Annotated in this window: 19 protein-coding genes; 13 read left to right on the top strand and 6 right to left on the bottom strand. The window is 67.4% G+C overall.

Going from position 1 to position 16,779, the window contains the following annotated elements; genetic code table 11:
* Nucleotides 1–86 precede the first annotated feature (86 nt).
* On the top strand, nucleotides 87–1,214 hold the full coding sequence (gene prfB / locus OF829_RS07590; protein ID WP_264939376.1) for a peptide chain release factor 2: 1,128 nt from the start codon (nucleotides 87–89) through the stop codon (nucleotides 1,212–1,214).
* Between the two features lie 17 nt (nucleotides 1,215–1,231).
* Nucleotides 1,232–1,966 carry a class I SAM-dependent methyltransferase gene (locus OF829_RS07585; RefSeq protein WP_264939375.1) on the top strand — a complete coding sequence of 245 codons (735 nt, stop codon included), beginning with the start codon at nucleotides 1,232–1,234 and terminating at the stop codon, nucleotides 1,964–1,966.
* Here OF829_RS07585 and OF829_RS07580 read toward each other — a convergent pair.
* Nucleotides 1,963–2,364, bottom strand: coding sequence for a JAB domain-containing protein (locus OF829_RS07580; RefSeq protein ID WP_264939374.1), 402 nt, complete (start codon nucleotides 2,362–2,364; stop codon nucleotides 1,963–1,965). The genes OF829_RS07585 and OF829_RS07580 overlap by 4 nt on opposite strands.
* Nucleotides 2,365–2,492: 128 nt before the next feature.
* On the opposite strand from OF829_RS07580, the gene OF829_RS07575 reads away from it, so the two are divergent.
* The 4 genes from OF829_RS07575 (at nucleotide 2,493) to OF829_RS07560 (ending at nucleotide 6,208) form a co-directional block, all read left to right on the top strand.
* A complete protein-coding gene (locus OF829_RS07575) occupies nucleotides 2,493–3,287 on the top strand; it encodes a thymidylate synthase (protein ID WP_264939373.1) in 795 nt (264 codons plus the stop codon).
* Nucleotides 3,288–3,458: 171 nt separating this feature from the next.
* Entirely contained in the window at nucleotides 3,459–3,935 is a 477-nt protein-coding gene (locus OF829_RS07570) for a dihydrofolate reductase (RefSeq protein ID WP_264939372.1), read from the top strand.
* Nucleotides 3,932–5,104, top strand: coding sequence for a dipeptidase (locus OF829_RS07565; RefSeq protein ID WP_264939371.1), 1,173 nt, complete (start codon nucleotides 3,932–3,934; stop codon nucleotides 5,102–5,104). Before OF829_RS07570 ends, OF829_RS07565 begins: the two co-directional genes overlap by 4 nt.
* A gap of 177 nt (nucleotides 5,105–5,281) precedes the next feature.
* A complete protein-coding gene (locus tag OF829_RS07560) occupies nucleotides 5,282–6,208 on the top strand; it encodes a bifunctional riboflavin kinase/FAD synthetase (protein WP_264939370.1) in 927 nt (308 codons plus the stop codon).
* Here the strand turns inward: OF829_RS07560 and OF829_RS07555 are convergent.
* On the bottom strand, nucleotides 6,197–6,421 hold the full coding sequence (locus tag OF829_RS07555) for a hypothetical protein (RefSeq protein WP_264939369.1): 225 nt from the start codon (nucleotides 6,419–6,421) through the stop codon (nucleotides 6,197–6,199). The two genes, OF829_RS07560 and OF829_RS07555, sit on opposite strands and share 12 nt — an antisense overlap.
* A gap of 101 nt (nucleotides 6,422–6,522) precedes the next feature.
* On the opposite strand from OF829_RS07555, the gene ileS reads away from it, so the two are divergent.
* The 6 genes from ileS to OF829_RS07525 all read left to right on the top strand — a co-directional run bounded on the left by ileS (nucleotide 6,523) and on the right by OF829_RS07525 (nucleotide 13,665).
* A complete protein-coding gene (gene ileS, locus OF829_RS07550; RefSeq protein WP_264939368.1) occupies nucleotides 6,523–9,435 on the top strand; it encodes an isoleucine--tRNA ligase in 2,913 nt (970 codons plus the stop codon).
* Nucleotides 9,432–9,950: a signal peptidase II gene (gene lspA, locus OF829_RS07545; protein WP_264939367.1), complete on the top strand. Its 519-nt coding sequence runs from the start codon at nucleotides 9,432–9,434 to the stop codon at nucleotides 9,948–9,950. The genes ileS and lspA overlap by 4 nt, the downstream gene beginning before the upstream one ends.
* A complete protein-coding gene (locus OF829_RS07540; RefSeq protein ID WP_264939366.1) occupies nucleotides 9,943–10,356 on the top strand; it encodes a DUF3035 domain-containing protein in 414 nt (137 codons plus the stop codon). Before lspA ends, OF829_RS07540 begins: the two co-directional genes overlap by 8 nt.
* A gap of 119 nt (nucleotides 10,357–10,475) precedes the next feature.
* The gene (locus tag OF829_RS07535; RefSeq protein ID WP_264939365.1) at nucleotides 10,476–11,390 is read left to right on the top strand and encodes an ABC transporter permease; all 915 of its coding nucleotides are present in this window, start codon (nucleotides 10,476–10,478) and stop codon (nucleotides 11,388–11,390) included.
* Nucleotides 11,387–12,169: an ABC transporter permease gene (locus tag OF829_RS07530; RefSeq protein ID WP_264939364.1), complete on the top strand. Its 783-nt coding sequence runs from the start codon at nucleotides 11,387–11,389 to the stop codon at nucleotides 12,167–12,169. The genes OF829_RS07535 and OF829_RS07530 overlap by 4 nt, the downstream gene beginning before the upstream one ends.
* The gene (locus OF829_RS07525) at nucleotides 12,166–13,665 is read left to right on the top strand and encodes an ATP-binding cassette domain-containing protein (RefSeq protein ID WP_264939363.1); all 1,500 of its coding nucleotides are present in this window, start codon (nucleotides 12,166–12,168) and stop codon (nucleotides 13,663–13,665) included. The genes OF829_RS07530 and OF829_RS07525 overlap by 4 nt, the downstream gene beginning before the upstream one ends.
* A gap of 108 nt (nucleotides 13,666–13,773) precedes the next feature.
* On the opposite strand, the gene OF829_RS07520 is transcribed toward OF829_RS07525, so the two are convergent.
* From OF829_RS07520 to OF829_RS07505, 4 genes are all read right to left on the bottom strand, one after another.
* Nucleotides 13,774–14,538, bottom strand: a complete 765-nt coding sequence (locus OF829_RS07520) for a TorF family putative porin (RefSeq protein WP_264939362.1) — start codon at nucleotides 14,536–14,538, stop codon at nucleotides 13,774–13,776.
* Between the two features lie 333 nt (nucleotides 14,539–14,871).
* Nucleotides 14,872–15,330, bottom strand: a complete 459-nt coding sequence (locus tag OF829_RS07515) for a RidA family protein (RefSeq protein ID WP_264939361.1) — start codon at nucleotides 15,328–15,330, stop codon at nucleotides 14,872–14,874.
* Nucleotides 15,327–15,971 carry an HAD family hydrolase gene (locus OF829_RS07510; RefSeq protein ID WP_264939360.1) on the bottom strand — a complete coding sequence of 215 codons (645 nt, stop codon included), beginning with the start codon at nucleotides 15,969–15,971 and terminating at the stop codon, nucleotides 15,327–15,329. The genes OF829_RS07515 and OF829_RS07510 overlap by 4 nt, the downstream gene beginning before the upstream one ends.
* Nucleotides 15,968–16,231 (bottom strand): DUF3572 domain-containing protein, encoded by a 264-nt coding sequence (locus OF829_RS07505; protein ID WP_264939359.1) that lies wholly within the window; start codon nucleotides 16,229–16,231, stop codon nucleotides 15,968–15,970. The genes OF829_RS07510 and OF829_RS07505 overlap by 4 nt, the downstream gene beginning before the upstream one ends.
* A 37-nt stretch (nucleotides 16,232–16,268) precedes the next feature.
* On the opposite strand from OF829_RS07505, the gene OF829_RS07500 reads away from it, so the two are divergent.
* Entirely contained in the window at nucleotides 16,269–16,661 is a 393-nt protein-coding gene (locus OF829_RS07500; protein ID WP_264939358.1) for a response regulator, read from the top strand.
* Nucleotides 16,662–16,779: the final 118 nt, after the last annotated feature.

Below are 16,779 nucleotides of genomic sequence, written 5' to 3'. Positions count from 1 at the left end.
TCTTCCTAACCGCCCATGCTGCTGTTAGTGCGGCGCAACTTTACGGGCCTTCGATGTGCCCGCCGACCGTATCTGGAGTGAACAACATGCGCGCCGAAGCGCAGGCCAATGTCGACAGGATCAACGAAGCGCTCGCGCTGCTGCGCCGCTTCCTCGATTGGGACCGCGCGCTGCGCCGGCTCGACGAGCTCAATGCGCGCGTCGAGGATCCGACCCTGTGGAACGACGCCAAGGCCGCGCAGGAGGTGATGCGCGAGCGCCGCCGGCTCGACGCGGCGATCGGCGCCACCCGCGCGATCGAGCAGGAAATGGCCGATACGGTCGAGCTGATCGAACTCGCCGAGGCCGAGGGCGACGAGGAAATGGCGGCCGAGGGCACCACCGCGCTCGCGCTGCTGGCCAAGCGCGCCGCCGAGGACAAGGTGCAGGCTTTGCTCTCGGGCGAGGCCGACGCCAACGACACCTATATCGAGATCAACGCGGGCGCGGGCGGCACCGAGAGCCAGGACTGGGCCGGGATGCTCCAGCGCGCCTATACGCGCTGGGCCGAGCGGCACGGCTACAAGGTCGAGCTGATCGATTTCCACGCGGGCGAGCAGGCCGGGATCAAGTCCGCGACGTTGCTGGTCAAGGGCGAGAACGCCTATGGCTATGCCAAGACCGAGAGCGGCGTGCACCGCCTCGTCCGCATCTCGCCCTATGACAGCGCCGCGCGCCGCCACACCAGCTTCTCGTCGGTGTGGGTCTATCCGGTGATCGACGACGATATCGACATCGACATCAATCCCGCCGACCTCAAGATCGATACCTATCGCGCCTCGGGCGCGGGCGGGCAGCACGTCAACACCACCGATTCGGCGGTGCGCATCACCCATGTGCCCTCGGGAATCATCGTCGCCAGCCAGAACGACCGTTCGCAGCACAAGAACCGCGCGACCGCGATGGGGATGCTCAAGGCGCGGCTCTACGAAGCCGAGCTGCGCAAGCGCGAGGAGGCCGCGAACACCGATTACCAGGCCAAGACCGAGATCGGCTGGGGCCACCAGATCCGCTCCTATGTCCTCCAGCCCTACCAGCTGGTGAAGGACCTGCGCACCGGAGTCACTTCCACTTCGCCCTCGGACGTGCTCGATGGCGATCTCGATGCCTTCATGGCCGCCGCGCTCTCGCAGCGCGTGACCGGCGAGAAGGTCGAAGTGGAGGATGTCGATTGATCCGGGGGAGCGTGCCGATGCTGACCTGTCTAGCCGCGCTGATGCTGCTTGCTGGCTGCGATGGCAGTCCCACGCCCTTCCGCAAATCGGCCACGCAGAATTACGGCTTCCCCGCCGCCGACCGCCCCGTCGCCACGATCGTCTCGGCGCGCTGGTCGAACGAGGAATCGCGCGACCGGCTCAACGAAGCCGAGCGCGTCATGGACCTGGCCGGCATCAGGAGCGGCATGACCGTCGCCGATATCGGCGCGGGCGAGGGCTATTACACGATCCGCCTGTCCAACCGCGTGGGCAAGGACGGCCGCGTGCTGGCCGAGGATATCGTCCCCAAGACCCGCGACGAGCTGGCGACCCGCGTCAGCCGCGAGCGGCTCGACAATGTCAGCGTCCGCCTCGGCCTCCCCGCCGATCCGCGCCTCCCCGAGGCGAGCTTCGACCGCGTGCTGATGGTCCATATGTATCACGAGATCGAGAGCCCCTACGAGTTCCTCTGGCGGCTGCGCCCCTCGCTCAAGCCCGACGGCCAGGTGATCGTGGTCGATGCCGACCGCCCGACCCAGAACCACGGCACCCCGCCCGATCTGCTCAAATGCGAATTCGCCGCGGTCGGCTACACGCTCGTCTCGATCCAGCAGATGCCGAGCGCGGGCGGCTATATCGCAATCTTCAAGGCCGAAGGCGAACGCCCCGAGCCGCAGAACATCAAGCCGTGCAGGAGCGCCGGGGCGGCCGGCGAGCCCAAGGGCAGCTAGAGCAGCCCCAGCGACCGGAAACTCGTCGCCCCGCCGCGCGCGACGATCAAATGGTCGAGCAGCCTGACCCCCAGCGGCTCCAGCGCCCGCACGATCCGCCGCGTCGCGTCGCGGTCGGCGCGGCTCGGGGTCGGGTCGCCGCTCGGATGGTTGTGCGCCATCACCACCCCCGCTGCGTCCCAGGCCAGCGCATCGATCGCCACCTCGCGCACCGGCACCTCATGCGTATCGTGCGCAAGCGAGCGCGACTGGCGCATCCCCAGCACGCGCCGTTCGGCGTCGAGATAGACGAAGACGACCACCTCCACCGCCTCCTTGGCCAGCGGGGCGAACAGCCGCTCCGCCGCCTCGGCATCGGCGAGCCGCTCCGGCAGCGGGATCGGCGCGAGCAGCGTCATGACGGCCCTGCTGCCACCCCGCCGCCCCGCCTCGAAGCGCTACAAGCTCCGATCCCGAGGCGCTTTCATCCACAACGGAGATAGTGTGCCCGCTTGGCGCGAGGCACCCGCGCCGCTACTTTCCCCGCATGCGTCAATATCTCGACCTGATGGAACGCGCGCTCACTAGCGGCGCCGAGGCGATGGACCGCACCGGCACCGGCACGCTCAGCGTGTTCGGCCACCAGATGCGCTTCGATCTGGGCAAGGGGTTCCCGCTGCTCACCACCAAGAAGCTCTTCACCCGCGCGATCATCGTCGAATTGCTCTGGTTCCTGCGCGGCGACACCAATGTGCGCTGGCTGCAGGAGCGCAAATGCTCGATCTGGGATGAATGGGCTGATGAGAATGGCGATCTCGGCCCCGTCTACGGCAAGCAATGGCGCGACTGGGAGGCTGCGGACGGCCGCCATATCGACCAGATCGCCGAGCTGATCGAGACGATCAAAACCAACCCCGGCTCGCGCCGGATGATCGTCTCCGCCTGGAATCCCGGCGACCTCCACGCCATGGCGCTGGCGCCCTGCCACTGCCTGTTCCAGACCCATGTCGCGAACGGCCGCCTGTCGCTCCAGCTCTACCAGCGCTCGGCCGACATCTTCCTCGGCGTGCCCTTCAACATCGCCAGCTATGCGCTGCTGACGATGCTCCTCGCCCAGCAGACCGGGCTCGAACCCGGCGACTTCATCTGGACCGGCGGCGACTGCCACCTCTATTCGAATCATCTCGAACAGGCGCGCGAGCAGCTGAGCCGCGAGCCGGGACCGCTGCCGAGGCTGGAGATCCTGCGCAAGCCGCCGGGCATCGACGCGTACGAGTATGAGGATTTCGCGCTCCATGGCTATGAGGCGCAGGCGCATATCAAGGCACCCGTTGCTGTTTGAGGCCGCCAAATTCCTCCCCGGAACAGGGAGGGGGACCGCCAGCGAAGCTGGTGGTGGAGGGGCCGCCGCGCAGACGGCGGTGTCCCTCGCGGAAAGCGACTCCCGCGCCTGCGGCGCGGCCCCTCCACCGTGCTTCGCATGGTCCCCCTCCCCGTTCCGGGGAGGAATTGCGTGATCACCTTCCACCTCGCCCGCGCCGCCAACGGCGTCATCGGCCGGGACGGCGCGCTGCCCTGGCGCCTGCCCGCCGACCTCAAGCGCTTCAAGGCGCAGACGATGGGCAAGCCGATGATCATGGGCCGCAAGACCTTCGAAAGCTTGCCCGTTCCGCTCCCCGGCCGCCGCCATATCGTGCTGACGCGCGACCGCGGCTGGCAGGCCGAGGGCGCCGAGGTGGCGCATACGCCCCAGGAAGCGCTGGCGCTCGCGGGAGAGGGCGAGGTCGCGGTGATCGGCGGCGCAGAGATCTTTGCGATCTTCCTGCCCCAGGCCGACGCGATCGAGCTGACCGAGGTCCATGGCGACATCGAAGGCGACGCCACCGTCCCGCCCTTTGGACTTGAATGGCGCGAGACGGCGCGCGAGGATTTCCCGAGCGAAGCGGGGCGCCCAGCCTACAGCTTCGTCAGGCTGGAGCGGGTGCGATGATCAAGAAGATCCTGTGGGGGCTGCTGATCCTCCTGATTATCGGCGCGATCGGTTTCTTCGGCTTCGCGCCGGGTATCGTCGAATCGGACATGAACAAGGTCGTCGCGACCAATCTCCCCCAGGTCACGCCCGAGACCGCGAAGCTCCACGCCGGCCTCCAGATCGCCGACATGCATGGCGACACGCTGATGTGGAGCCGCAACCTCGACAAGCGCGCGACCCGCGGCCAGATCGACCTCCCGCGCCTGATCGAGGGCAATGTCGCGCTCCAGGTCTTCTCCTCGGTCACCAAGACTCCCAAGGGCCAGAATTACGCGTCGAACAGCGACAAGACCGACAATATCACCCTCCTCACCATCGCCCAGCTCCAGCCGCCGCGCACCTGGACGTCGCTGCTCCAGCGCTCGCTCTGGCACGCGCAGAAGCTCGACGCCGCGGCGGCGGCCTCGAACGGACAGCTCCGCGTGATCCGCACCCCCGCCGATCTCGACCGGCTCCTCGCCGACCGCGGGGCGGGCCGGAAGGTCGTGGGCGGCATGCTCTCGATCGAGGGGCTGCAGGACATGGAGGGCCGGCTCGCCAATATCGATGTGCTCTATCATGCCGGCTTCCGCATGGCGGGCCTCGCCCATTTCTTCGACAATGAGCTGGCCGGATCGATGCACGGCGAGAAGAAGGGCGGGCTGACCCCGCTCGGCTTCCAGACGGTCGCGCGGATGGAGCAGCTCGGCATGATCGTCGACATCGCCCATTCGAGCCACGCCTCGGTCGCCGACATATTGCGCGTCGCGACCCGGCCGGTGGTCTCCAGCCATGGCGGCGTGCAGGCCGTCTGCAAGGAGAACCGCAATCTCACCGACGACGAGATCCGCGGCGTCGCGAAGACCGGCGGGGTGATCGGCATCGGCTATTGGGACGCCGCGATCTGCTCGACCGCGCCCAGCGAGATCGCCCGGACGATCGCCTATGTCCGCGATCTGGTGGGGATCGATCATGTCGGGCTCGGCTCGGATTTCGACGGCGCGGTGACCACCGGCTTCGACATCTCGCAGATTTCGGTGATCACCCAGGCCTTGGTCGACCGCGGCTTCACCCCCGAAGATATCCGCAAGGTGATGGGCGGCAACGTCCTGCGCGTGATCCGGGCGGGGTTGGTGCCGAGGGCGTAAAAACTCGTTCTCCCATCGGGAGAAGGAAGGGGCCCGCTGCCGAAGGCAGTGGGAAGGATGAGGGTGACCGCCTCAGCCATTCACCCTCACCCTCCCCACCGCTTCGCGGCGGGTCCCCTCCCTCTCCCAAAGGGAGAGGGCTTTTCGGGTCCGTCCCTCCCCCCTATAGGCCCCCGCATGGAGCGGCTTGACGGAGCCGCGGCGGTTCCAGCGCATCTGCGTGGGGGCATTGTCGCGCTGGGGAATTTCGACGGGTTTCACCTCGGGCATCAGGCCGTGGTCGGCCGCGCGGTCGAGCGTGCCCGCGCCGAAGGCCGCCCCGCGATCGTCGGCACCTTCGATCCCCATCCCCAGCGTTACTTCCGCCCCGATTCGGAGTGGTTCCGGTTGACCAGCATGGACCAGCGCCAGCGCCTCGTCGCCGAAGCGGGCGCCGACGCGATGCTGATCTTCCCGTTCGACGCCGCGCTGGCCGCGCTCTCGGCCCGCCAGTTCGCGCAGGAGCGGCTCGTCGATCTGATCGGCGCGGGCGGGGTCGTCACCGGCGGCGACTTCACCTTCGGCAAGGGCCGCGAGGGGGACGTGGCGAGGCTCGCAAGCCTCGGCGACGAACTCGGCTATTCGGCGGACACCGTCGCCCCCGTCACGCTCGACGGCGAGACCGTCTCATCGAGCCGCATCCGTGAGCATCTGCGCGAAGGCCGCCCGCGCGACGCGGCGCGGCTGCTCACCCGCCCCTGGGCGATCGAAGGCCAGGTGATCCGCGGCGACCAGGTCGGCCGCACGCTCGGCTATCCCACCGCAAATATGAGCCTCGCCAATTATCTGCGCCCCGCCTACGGCATCTATGCCGTGCGCGGGCGACTCCCCGACGGGCGAACCCGGAACGGCGTCGCCAATCTCGGCATCCGCCCCAGCTTCGATCCGCCGCAGGAATTGCTCGAACCTTATTTCTTCGATTTCGACGGCGATCTGTACGGCGAGACGATCGAGGTTTCGCTGATCGACTATCTTCGTCCCGAGGCGAAATTCGACAATCTGGACGCGCTCAAGGTGCAGATGGACGAGGATGCGGCCAGGGCGCGCGCGATCCTAGGAGCGTAGCCCGCCCAGCTCGCGCTCCTGCTGGAAGCGGATATAGCGCAGCCGCACCCGGTGCCATTTGCTGACATCGTCCCAGCGCCCCTCTTGCGTCGCAGCCATGATGTGCGCGTCGATATCCTCGATGCCTACGCCGTCGGGCGCTTCCAGATGCCGCCGCGCCAGCCCCGCAATCTCCTCGCACATCTCCGCCGCCCGCCGTTGTTGCTCGTCCATGAAGATGCGCTACTCCTGACATCAATGTCAGTTCCGGGGATTCGTGGTTAAGCAACAAGCGCTTTGAATGTTGCGGCGCACCCGCTAATCGGCCCATTCCCATGACCGACGCCCCAGATTTCCGCGACACCGTCTTCCTGCCGAAGACCGAATTCCCGATGAAAGCCGGCCTTGCCCAAAAGGAACCGGCGATCCTCGAGCGCTGGGCGCGAATTGGCCTCTACCACAAGCTGCGCGAGGCCCGTGCCGGCCGCGAACGCTTCATCCTCCATGACGGCCCTCCCTATGCGAATGGCGACATTCACATGGGCCATGCGATGAACAAGATCCTCAAGGACATCGTCGTCCGCTCGCAAAGCCTGATGGGCAAGGACGCGCCCTATATCCCGGGCTGGGACTGCCACGGCCTGCCGATCGAATGGCAGATCGAGAAGCAGTACAAGGACAAGAAGCTCAACAAGGACGAAGTCCCGGCCGCGGAGTTCCGCGCCGAATGCCGTGCCTATGCCGCCAAATGGGTCGATGTGCAGCGCGAGCAGTTCAAGCGGCTGGGCGTGATGGGCGATTGGGACGATCCCTATCTGACGATGGATTTCGACAGCGAGGCGACCATCGCCGGCGAGCTGCTGAAGTTCGCCGAGAGCGGCCAGCTCTATCGCGGCGCCAAGCCGGTGATGTGGTCGCCCGTGGAGAAGACCGCGCTGGCCGAGGCCGAGGTTGAGTATGAGGACATCGTCTCGACGCAGATCGATGTGGCGTTCGAGATCGTCGAGGCGCCGAACGCGCCCGAACTGGTCGGCGCGCATGCGGTGATCTGGACGACCACGCCGTGGACGATCCCGGTCAACCAGGCTTTGGCTTATGGGCCTGACGTGGATTACGTCTCGGCGTTCGTCGTGTTCGATGTGGAAGAAGGCAGTGCCTCCCCGCAGTATGGCTTTCCAATCGTCGTTGCTGAGCAACTGCTCGATTCCGTCATCGCAAGGCTGCGGAGATCAGGGGAGGTCGATGGCGCAAAAGTGACTGGCGTTCAGGTCGACATCGTCGGAAGATATAAGGGCACTCAACTCGCGGGCGCTCTCGCAAGACACCCGATGGCGGTATGTGGTGACTTCTTCGCCAAGCCCCGCCCCTTCCTCCCCGGCGATTTCGTCACCACCGACGCGGGCACCGGCCTCGTCCATATGGCGCCCGATCATGGCGAGGACGATTTCCTGCTGTGCAAGGCGCACGGGATCGATCCCGTCTTCGCGGTCGATGATGCCGGTTTCTACCGCGCCGACTGGGAATGGCTCCCCGGCCAGGGAAGCGTCATCAACAAGAAGCTCAATGCCGCCGAAGGCCCGATCTGCTCGGACCTGCGCGAGGCCGGGGCATTGCTCGCCGCGAGCGACGATTTCCCGCACAGCTATCCGCATAGCTGGCGCTCCAAGGCGAAGATCATCTTCCGCTGCACCCCGCAATGGTTCATTCCGATGGACCGCCCCCAAGCGGGCAATGCGCCGCTCCCGGTGGTCGAAACCGCCGAGGGCGAAGACACGCCCGGCCACGCCCAGGGCAACGGCCCGACGCTCCGCGAACTCGCGCTCGATGCGATCGGGCGCACCCGCTGGGTCCCCGAAAAGGGCCAGAACCGCATCAGCGCGATGGTCGAGGGGCGCCCCGACTGGGTGATCAGCCGCCAGCGCGCCTGGGGCGTGCCGATCCCGATCTATGTCCACCGCAAATCGGGCGAGTATCTGCGCGACACGCAAGTCAACGCGCGCATCCTCGACGCCTTCCGCGCCGGGGGCGCCGACGCCTGGTTCGCAGCCGATCACCAGGCCTTGCTCGGCGCGGACTACAAGCTCGAAGACTATGAGGTCGTCACCGACATTCTCGACGTCTGGTTCGATTCGGGCAGCACCCATGTCTTCACCATCGAGAAGCGCTTCGGCGAGGGCGTCCGCGCCGATCTCTATCTCGAAGGGTCGGACCAGCATCGCGGCTGGTTCCAGTCGTCCTTGCTCGAATCGTGCGGCACCCGCGGCCGCGCGCCCTATGACGCCGTGCTCACCCACGGCTTCGCGCTCGACGGGCAGGGCAAGAAAATGTCCAAGAGCCTCGGCAATGTCGTCGATCCGCTCAAGGAAATCGCCACCGGCGGCGCCGATATCCTGCGTCTCTGGGTCGCGCAGACCGATTATTTCGAGGATGTCCGCATCGGCAAGGAAGTGCTGGGCGGCGTGGGCGACGCCTATCGCAAGCTGCGCAACAGCTTCCGCTACCTGCTCGGCGCGCTCGACGGGTTCGAGGATGCCGAGAAGCTGCCGGTCGCCGGGATGCCCGAGCTGGAACGCTATATCCTCCACAAGCTCGCCAGCCTCGACGCCGAGCTGAAATCGGCCGCGAACGCCTTCGAGTTCAACCGCTACGCCCGCGCGCTCACCGATTTCGCGAACGAGGACCTCTCGGCCTTCTTCTTCGATATCCGCAAGGACTGCCTCTATTGCGAGGCGGCGGACGCGCCGAAGCGCCGCGCCTATCGGACCGTGCTCGACATCCTGTTCCACGCGCTGGTCCGCTACGCCGCGCCGATCATCGCCTTCACGGCGGAAGAAGTGTGGCAGTCGCGATTCCCGAGCGAGGACGGATCGGTCCATTTCCTCGAATGGCCCGAACTGCCCATGCTCAAGGACGACCTGACCGCCGACTGGGCCCAGGTCCGCGCGCTTCGCCAGGCCGTGACCGAGGCGATCGAGCCCTATCGCCGCGAAAAGAAGATCCGCTCGAGTCTTGAAGCCGAAATCCAAGTGCCCGACCTCGACTCAATACTGCGAGGAACACGCGAGATCGACACCGCTCTGCTGGCTGAATTGTTCATCGTATCGAGTGTCACTTTTGAACGGGGTTTGGAGGCCGTCACCGTGACGCCCACCCATCGCCTTAAATGCGGCCGCTGCTGGCGGCATCTTCCCGAAGTTGCGCAGGACGGCGCTCTGTGCGACCGCTGCGACGGGGTGGTGAATCGATGAACGTGACTCGTGCGATCGGGCTGTTGGTGGCGGTGCTGGTGTTCCTGATCGATCAGGGCACAAAATATGCCGTCACAGGGCCGCTGGGCGTCTCCTATGACGGCGCCTATCTCACCGTCACCAGCTTCTTCGACATCCGCTATGTCGAGAATATCGGCGTGTCGCTCGGGCTGATGCGCGCGAACAGCGAGGCGATGCGCTGGGGGCTGGTCGCGCTCACCGGCGCGATCGCCGCGGGCGTGGTCTGGTGGATGCTGCGCGAACGCAAGCTGTGGGACATCGCCGCGCTCGGCATGGTGCTCGGCGGCGCGCTCGGAAATATCGTCGATCGCAGCCGTCTGGGCTTCGTGGTCGACTTTGCCGATTTGCACTTTGGCCAATGGCGCCCTTTTTTGGTCTTCAATGTAGCCGATGCCGCGATTACCATCGGCGTGCTGGTCCTGTTGGCCCGCGCGCTATTGCTCCGGGAGAAAGCCCCGGTGGCCCAGGATCCTGTGGAGAATATCAATGCGTAAGGTTATCATGATCGTCGCCGGGCTGGGCGTCGCCGCCTCGCTCTCGGCCTGCGCCAAGAACGGCATGGACCGCATGCGGCCCGACGAATTCGCCGTGGTCCGCGCCCAGCCTTTGGTGATCCCGCCCGATTACGCGCTGGTCCCGCCCCAGCCCGGCGCCGCGCGCCCGCAGGACGGCACCGCGCAGAACCAGGCGCTCGAGGCGATGTTCGGCGGCACCGCGATCCGCAGCGCGAGCGAGAATTCGACGCTCGACGCCGCCGGCCGCACCGGCGCCGATCAGGGCGCGCGCTCGACCGCGGGCAGCCCGACCACCAATGTCGTCGACAAGGGCCAGACCACCCGCGACATCGTCGCCGCCCCCGAAGGCGACGGCAAGGACGCGCGCGCCTCGACGCCGCAGTAATTGATCACATCCAGCCGTCATCCCGGCGAAAGCCGGGACCCGGAGCCACACGCGCCTTCGTTCGCGACTCCAGGGTCCCGGCTTTCGCCGGGATGACGCTGTCGGGCTGAGTTCGCCCAATGCTGGCGATCCTCCTCCGCAGGCTCGCGACCGCGCTTCCCACGCTCCTTGCCGTCATCCTGCTGAGCTTCGTGCTGATGCGCACGGCCCCCGGCAGCCCGTTCGACAGCGAGCGCCCGCTCGATGCCGCCACCCGCGCGGCGATGGACAGGACGTACGGGCTCGATCAGCCGCTGATCGTCCAGCTGGGCCGCTATCTCGGCAACGTCCTGCAAGGGGATTTCGGGCCGTCATTGGTCTATAAGGATTTCACCGTCTCGGGCCTGATCGCGCAGGGGCTGCCGGTGTCGCTCACGCTCGGCGGCCTTGCGCTGATCCTCGCGGCGGCGCTGGGAATCGCGGGCGGGATCCTCGGTGCGCTCCGGCCCGGCGGCTGGCTCGACCGCTGGATCGGCTTCAAATCGGCGGTCGCGGTGGCGCTGCCGAGTTTCGTCACCGGCCCGCTGCTGGTGCTCGTCTTCGGCCTGTGGCTGTCCTGGCTCCCCGTCTCGGGCCTCGACAGCGCCGCCGCCTGGATCCTCCCCGTCCTCGCGCTTGCGACCCCGACGGCCGGCGCGGTCGCCAAGCTCACCCGCACCGGCCTGGCCGAAGCGATGGTGCAGGACCATGTCCGCACCGCCCGCGCGCGGGGCCTCTCCCCGCTCACCGTGCTGGTCCGCCACGCGCTCCCGCCCGCGCTGATTCCCGTCGTCTCGTATCTCGGCCCGGCGGCGGCGGGGCTGCTGACGGGCGCGGTGGTGATCGAGACGGTGTTCGGCCTGCCCGGGCTCGGCCGCTATTTCGTGCAAGGCGCGCTCAACCGCGACTATCCGCTCGTGCTCGGCGTGGTGATTCTCTACGCGGGGCTGATCCTGCTCTTCAACCTGATCGCCGACCTGCTTTACGGCCTGCTCGATCCAAGAGCGCGCGGATGAAAGTCGCAGGCGCACTCTTGGTGGCGATCGTCGTCGCCGCGCTGCTGCTCCCGCCGCTGCTGCCCTGGGGCTATGCCGCGATCGACTGGAACGCGGTCCGCGCGCCGGCCTTCAGCCCCGGCCATCTGCTCGGCACCGACAGCGTCGGTCGCGACCTGCTCGCGCGCACGCTCGCCGGCACGCGCGTCACCCTCGCCGTCGCCACCGCCGCCGCGCTCGTCGCGCTGGTGATCGGCACCGCCTGGGGCGCGACCGCCGGATGGTTCGGCGGGCGGATCGACGAGGCCATGATGCGCGTGGTCGACGCGCTCTACGCGCTCCCCTTCATGTTCGTCGTCATCGTGCTGATGGTGGTGTTCGGCCGCTCGGTGCTGCTCGTCTTTCTCGGCATCGGCGCGGTCGAGTGGCTGACCATGGCGCGGGTGGTGCGCGGGCAGGTGCTCGCCTTGCGCAACCGCCCCTTCATCCTCGCCAGCGAGGCTGCGGGAGCACCCGCGCGCGCGATTCTCACCGGCCATATCCTCCCCAATATCGCCTCGGTCGCGATCGCCTATCTGATGCTCACCGTGCCCCAGGTGGTGATGGTCGAAAGCTTCCTCTCCTTCCTGGGGCTGGGCGTGCAGGAACCGCTCACCTCGCTCGGCATCCTCGTCCATGATGGTGCCGACGATATGGACATCGCCCCGCTCACCCTGATCGTCCCGGGCTTCGTCCTCGTCGCGACCGTGGTCTGCCTCAACCGGCTCGGCGAGGGGCTGCGCGCCCGGATGGCGCGATGAGCGTCTATGCGGTCGAGGGACTGAGCCTGTCGCTGAACGGTGCGCAGTTGCTCGAGGGGGTCAGCTTCGCGATCGACAAGGGCGGCTGCACCGCTTTGGTCGGCGCCTCGGGCTCGGGCAAGACGATGAGCTGCTTCGCCCCGTTCGGCCTCGCCCCGGGCACGCCCACCGGCTCGGCGCGACTCGAAGGCGCCGAAATGATCGGCCTCGCCGAACCGGCGCTCCGCCCGATCCGTGCCCGCGCGGGTTTCGTCTTCCAGCAGCCGCTGACCGCGCTCACCCCGCACCTGACCATCGGCAGCCAGCTCGCCGAAGCGGCGGGTACGCGCGACCGCAGCGCCCTCGCCGCGATGCTCGACCGTTGCGGGCTCCCTGAGGCCAAGCTCGACCAATATCCTCATCGCCTTTCCGGCGGCGAACGCCAGCGTGCGCTGATCGCTTGTGCCACCGCGCACGACCCCGCGCTGCTCGTCGCCGACGAACCCACCAGCGCGCTCGACGCGGGCCTGCGCCACGCGATCCTCGATCTGCTCGACCGCTTCCGCGAACGCGGCATGGGTCTGTTGCTGGTCAGCCATGACCTGCCCCTGGTCGCGAAGCACGCCGATCGCGTGGTGGTGCTCGATGGCGGCAAGGTGATCGAGGATGGCCGCGCCGCCGATGTGCTCGAACGCCCGCAGCACGCCACCACCCGGGCGCTGATCGCCGCCAGTCCCCGCCTCGATTCGCCCGCGCCCCTACTTCCCGAACCCGGCGCGCCCTTGCTTTCCGCCAGCGGAATCAATGTCCGCTTCGGCAAGCTCGCCGCGGTCTCCGGTGCGTCGTTCGACCTCCGCGAAGGCGAGGCGCTCGCTTTGGTCGGCCGCTCGGGATCGGGCAAGTCCAGCCTCGCCCGCGCCGTCGCCCGGCTCGGCCCTTGCGATTCGGGCACGGTGACGTGGCGAGGCGACCCGCTCCCGCCCCGCTCCCGCATGCGCGCCGAGCATCGCCGCTGCCTCCAGCCGGTCTTCCAGGACCCCGCCGCCAGCCTCGATCCGCACTGGACCGTGCAGCAGAGCGTCGAGGAACCGCTCCGCCACCTCTTCCCTGATCTCGCCTCCGAAGCCCGGGCCGAGCGCGCCGCCGCGGCGCTCGACGAGGTCGAACTGGGCAGCGCCTATGCCAAGCGCCGCCCCGCCACCCTCTCCGGCGGCCAGGCCCAGCGCGTCGCGATCGCCCGCGCGCTCGTCGCCGATCCCGAGCTGATCCTGCTCGACGAAGCGACTTCGGCGCTCGACGTGCTCGTCGCCGGCCGCATCCTCGATCTGCTTGGCAAACTCCAGGCGAGCCGCCGCCTCGCCATCCTCGCAATCACTCACGATCTCGCGGTCGCGCGCGCGCTATGCCACCGGACAGCGGTGATGGACGCGGGCCGAATCGTCGAGACCGGCGATACCGCGGCGACCATCGCCGCCCCGCAAAGCCAGGCGCTCCGCGACCTGGTGAGCGCATCCTAGTCATTTCAGCTTCGCTGAAACAGGCGGCACCAGCCCGCTCATCGCCGTGAAGCGATCAAAAAAAGGGGGCCGCCGAAGCAGCCCCCTCCTTTTTCCGCTGGCGTCAGCTCAGAAGCTGAGCGTCACATAGGCGAAGTAGCCGGGATTGGCGCCGATCACCTTGCTGTACTTGGGGATGCCGAAGGTGGTGCCGTTGGGCACGTCGGTATCGACATATTGGATGCCGAGCTTGGCGAAGCCGTGCGACACTTCGGCGCCCAGCGACCAATCCCAATATTTCTCGTTCGGCGCGAAAAAGGCGAGCTGGCCGTCGGTGTGACCGAGATGGCCGAGCACGCTGATCGGGGTCTTCGGGACCGCGACGGTCACGTCGCCGCGCAGATAGAGGCTGTCATTGCCGACCAGGCCGTCCTGCCCACTCCACGCATAGTTGGCGCCGACCTTGGTGGTCACCGGCCCGATCGTGTAGCTGAGCGAGGCATAGGGCTCGAAGAAATCGGTATCGAGGCCCGAGACCTTGTCGACCGGATAGAGATAGTAGAGCAGGCCGATGTCGACGCCGACGCCATTGTCGAAAGTCTTGGTGTAGCCCGCCGAGAGATCGACTTCGACTTCGCCATAGCCCGCGACCACCGGGGCTTCCTTGCCCTTGATCGTCGAGGCCCAGACGCTGGCGTACAGGCCCGACTCGTGGCTGACCGTAACGCCGCCCTGAATGGCGAGGTCCTGGTCGCCCTGCGAAACGCCGCGGAAGCGATAGTCGGTTACGGCGGTAACGGATCCCGAGATCGTCACGGCATCCGCCGGCTCGGTTTCGTCCTGGGCCATCGCGGGCGTGGCGGCGGCGAGCATCAGCCCGCCGAGAGTGATCATCGAGAAACGCATCGGGATTCCCCTTCAAATGGAATTCGGTTCGTCCCCGCCTGCTGCCGATGATGCTGTCCGTCTGGCCGGTGGGGCCGCGCAGCTTTCAAAGGCGCATGAAGATTGCAGGAACGCGTTGCGGTGCACAACAAAATTTGCTGTCTTGATTCAGGAATGCACCGGAGTGTTGCGAGTGCGCAACAGCCGTGTTGCTACTTTGTGCGCTGCGCTGAGCCGCGGCACCGGCCCGCTCCCCCGCCCGGCCTCCCTTACTTTAGCAGCCTATGGGAGGCCGGGCGGGGGAGCGGGCCGGTGCCGCCATCGCCGTGAGGCGATCAAAAATCAGTCGCGAATGGCGACGATCGCGTCGATCTCGACCGCCGCACCAAGCGGCAGCACCGGCACGCCGACCGCGCTGCGGGCATGGCGCCCGGCATCGCCGAACACCGCGACCATCAGCTCCGAAGCGCCATTGACCACCTTGGGCTGGCCGGTGAAATCGCCCGTCGAATTGACGAATGCGCCCAGCTTGACGACCCGCTCGACCCGCTCGAGATCGCCCAGCGCCTTCTTCATCTGCGCGATCAGCATCAGCCCGCAGCGCTGCGCCGCCTCGACCCCGTACGCCTCGTCGCGGTCCTCGCCGAGGCGCCCGGTCATCAGCGCGCCATCCTTGAACGGCAGCTGACCCGAAATGTGGAGCAAGCCCCCAGCCTCGACGGCGGCGACATAGGCCGCCACGGGCGCGGCGGCTTCGGGAAGGGTGAGGCCGAGTTCGGCGAGTCTGGCTTCTGCGGTCATGCGATCGTCCCTACGCCCGCAGCCTGAGCGGTCAAGCCTTCGGCAAAGCGCGCGAGGATCCAGTCGCGCGCTTCCTGCCAATCGTCGATCCGGGCGTGCGCGTGCGGCGCGGGCACCACGCTCGGCGCAAGGCTCGGCTCGGAGACCATGTGCAGCCGGAACACCCCCGGCGCATGCTTCGAGACCGATTCGTGATGGACCGCCAGATCGTCGACGAACACCGTCACGCTCGGCTGCAGCTCGGCCACCAGCCGCGCGACGGGATCGCCCTTGCCGCCCTGATTGGTCTCGACGCGATGTTCGATCCCATGGCTGGCGAGCTGGGCGATGCGGTGATCGCGGCAATGATCGCCGAGATTGGTGAGCACGACGATGTCCGCCACCTCGGCGATCGCGGCGAGCGCCTCGCGCGCGTGCGGCACCAGGGTCTGCCGGTCCATCTCGGACGGGAAGAAGCCGCCCAGCAGCGCCCACATCTCCTCGCGGTCGATCGCGCGGCCATCGCGGCGCTTCATCGAATTGGCGAAATCGGCGCCATCGGGGGTGAAATCGATATCGTGCGACTCGTGCAGCCAGACGCCGAAATGCTTGACCATATGGAGCAGCACTTCGTCGCAATCGGTGATCAGCAGGGGCTTCATGGGGTCTCCAGCGCCGCGCGCGCGGCGGTCAATTCGGTCGGCTTGACGTCCAGTGCCTCGGCACAGGCGATCAGATCGGGTTCATGCGCCTCGAGAAAGCCCAGCGTCGCCGCGAGCAGCGCCGGATCGCCCGCGCGGGCGCGCAGCTCGCCGGGCTCGAGCCCGGTCAGGTCGAGCAGCCGGTTGGCGCGCCCGGGTTCGCCGAGCGTCCACACCAGGGCACCCAGCGCCAACGCCAGATTTGTTTCCGTGGCCGCCATGGCCTAGAGGATCGCCAAATTCATCGAGGTTTTGCGCGTGGCAAAAAGGGTGCTCGTTGTCGAGGACAACGAACTCAATCTGAAGCTGTTCTGCGATCTGCTGCGCGCGCACGGCTATCTGACCGAGCCGGTGCGCGACGGCCGCGACGCGGTGACGCGCGCGCGCGCGTTCGCGCCCGATCTGGTGGTGACCGACATCCAGCTGCCGCATGTCAGCGGCGAGGAGCTGATCCGGCACATGAAGCTCGATCCCCAGCTGCGCACCATCCCGATCATGGCGGTGACGGCATATGCCGGCCATGAGGATGAGGAACGGATCCGCGCGGCGGGCGCCGACGCCTATGTGTCCAAGCCGATCAGCCTGGCGCGCTTCATGGAAGAGGTGCGGGCACTGGTGCCCGAATCGGCGGAGTCTGAACACTCCGAATAGGCCTCCCGCCGTCATGCTGAACTTGTTTCAGCATCCACCGCGCCAAGGGCGACGGCATCGCGGGAGGAGAATTGGGCCCTGAAACAAGTTCAGGGTGACGTCGTGGCGCTTACGCGCG

It is taken from the genome of Sphingomonas caeni (genome assembly GCF_026013415.1).
GTDB lineage: Bacteria > Pseudomonadota > Alphaproteobacteria > Sphingomonadales > Sphingomonadaceae > Sphingomonas > Sphingomonas caeni.
The sequence above is the reverse complement of the archived record's forward strand: the minus strand, read 5'-3'. Positions and strand labels throughout refer to the sequence as shown.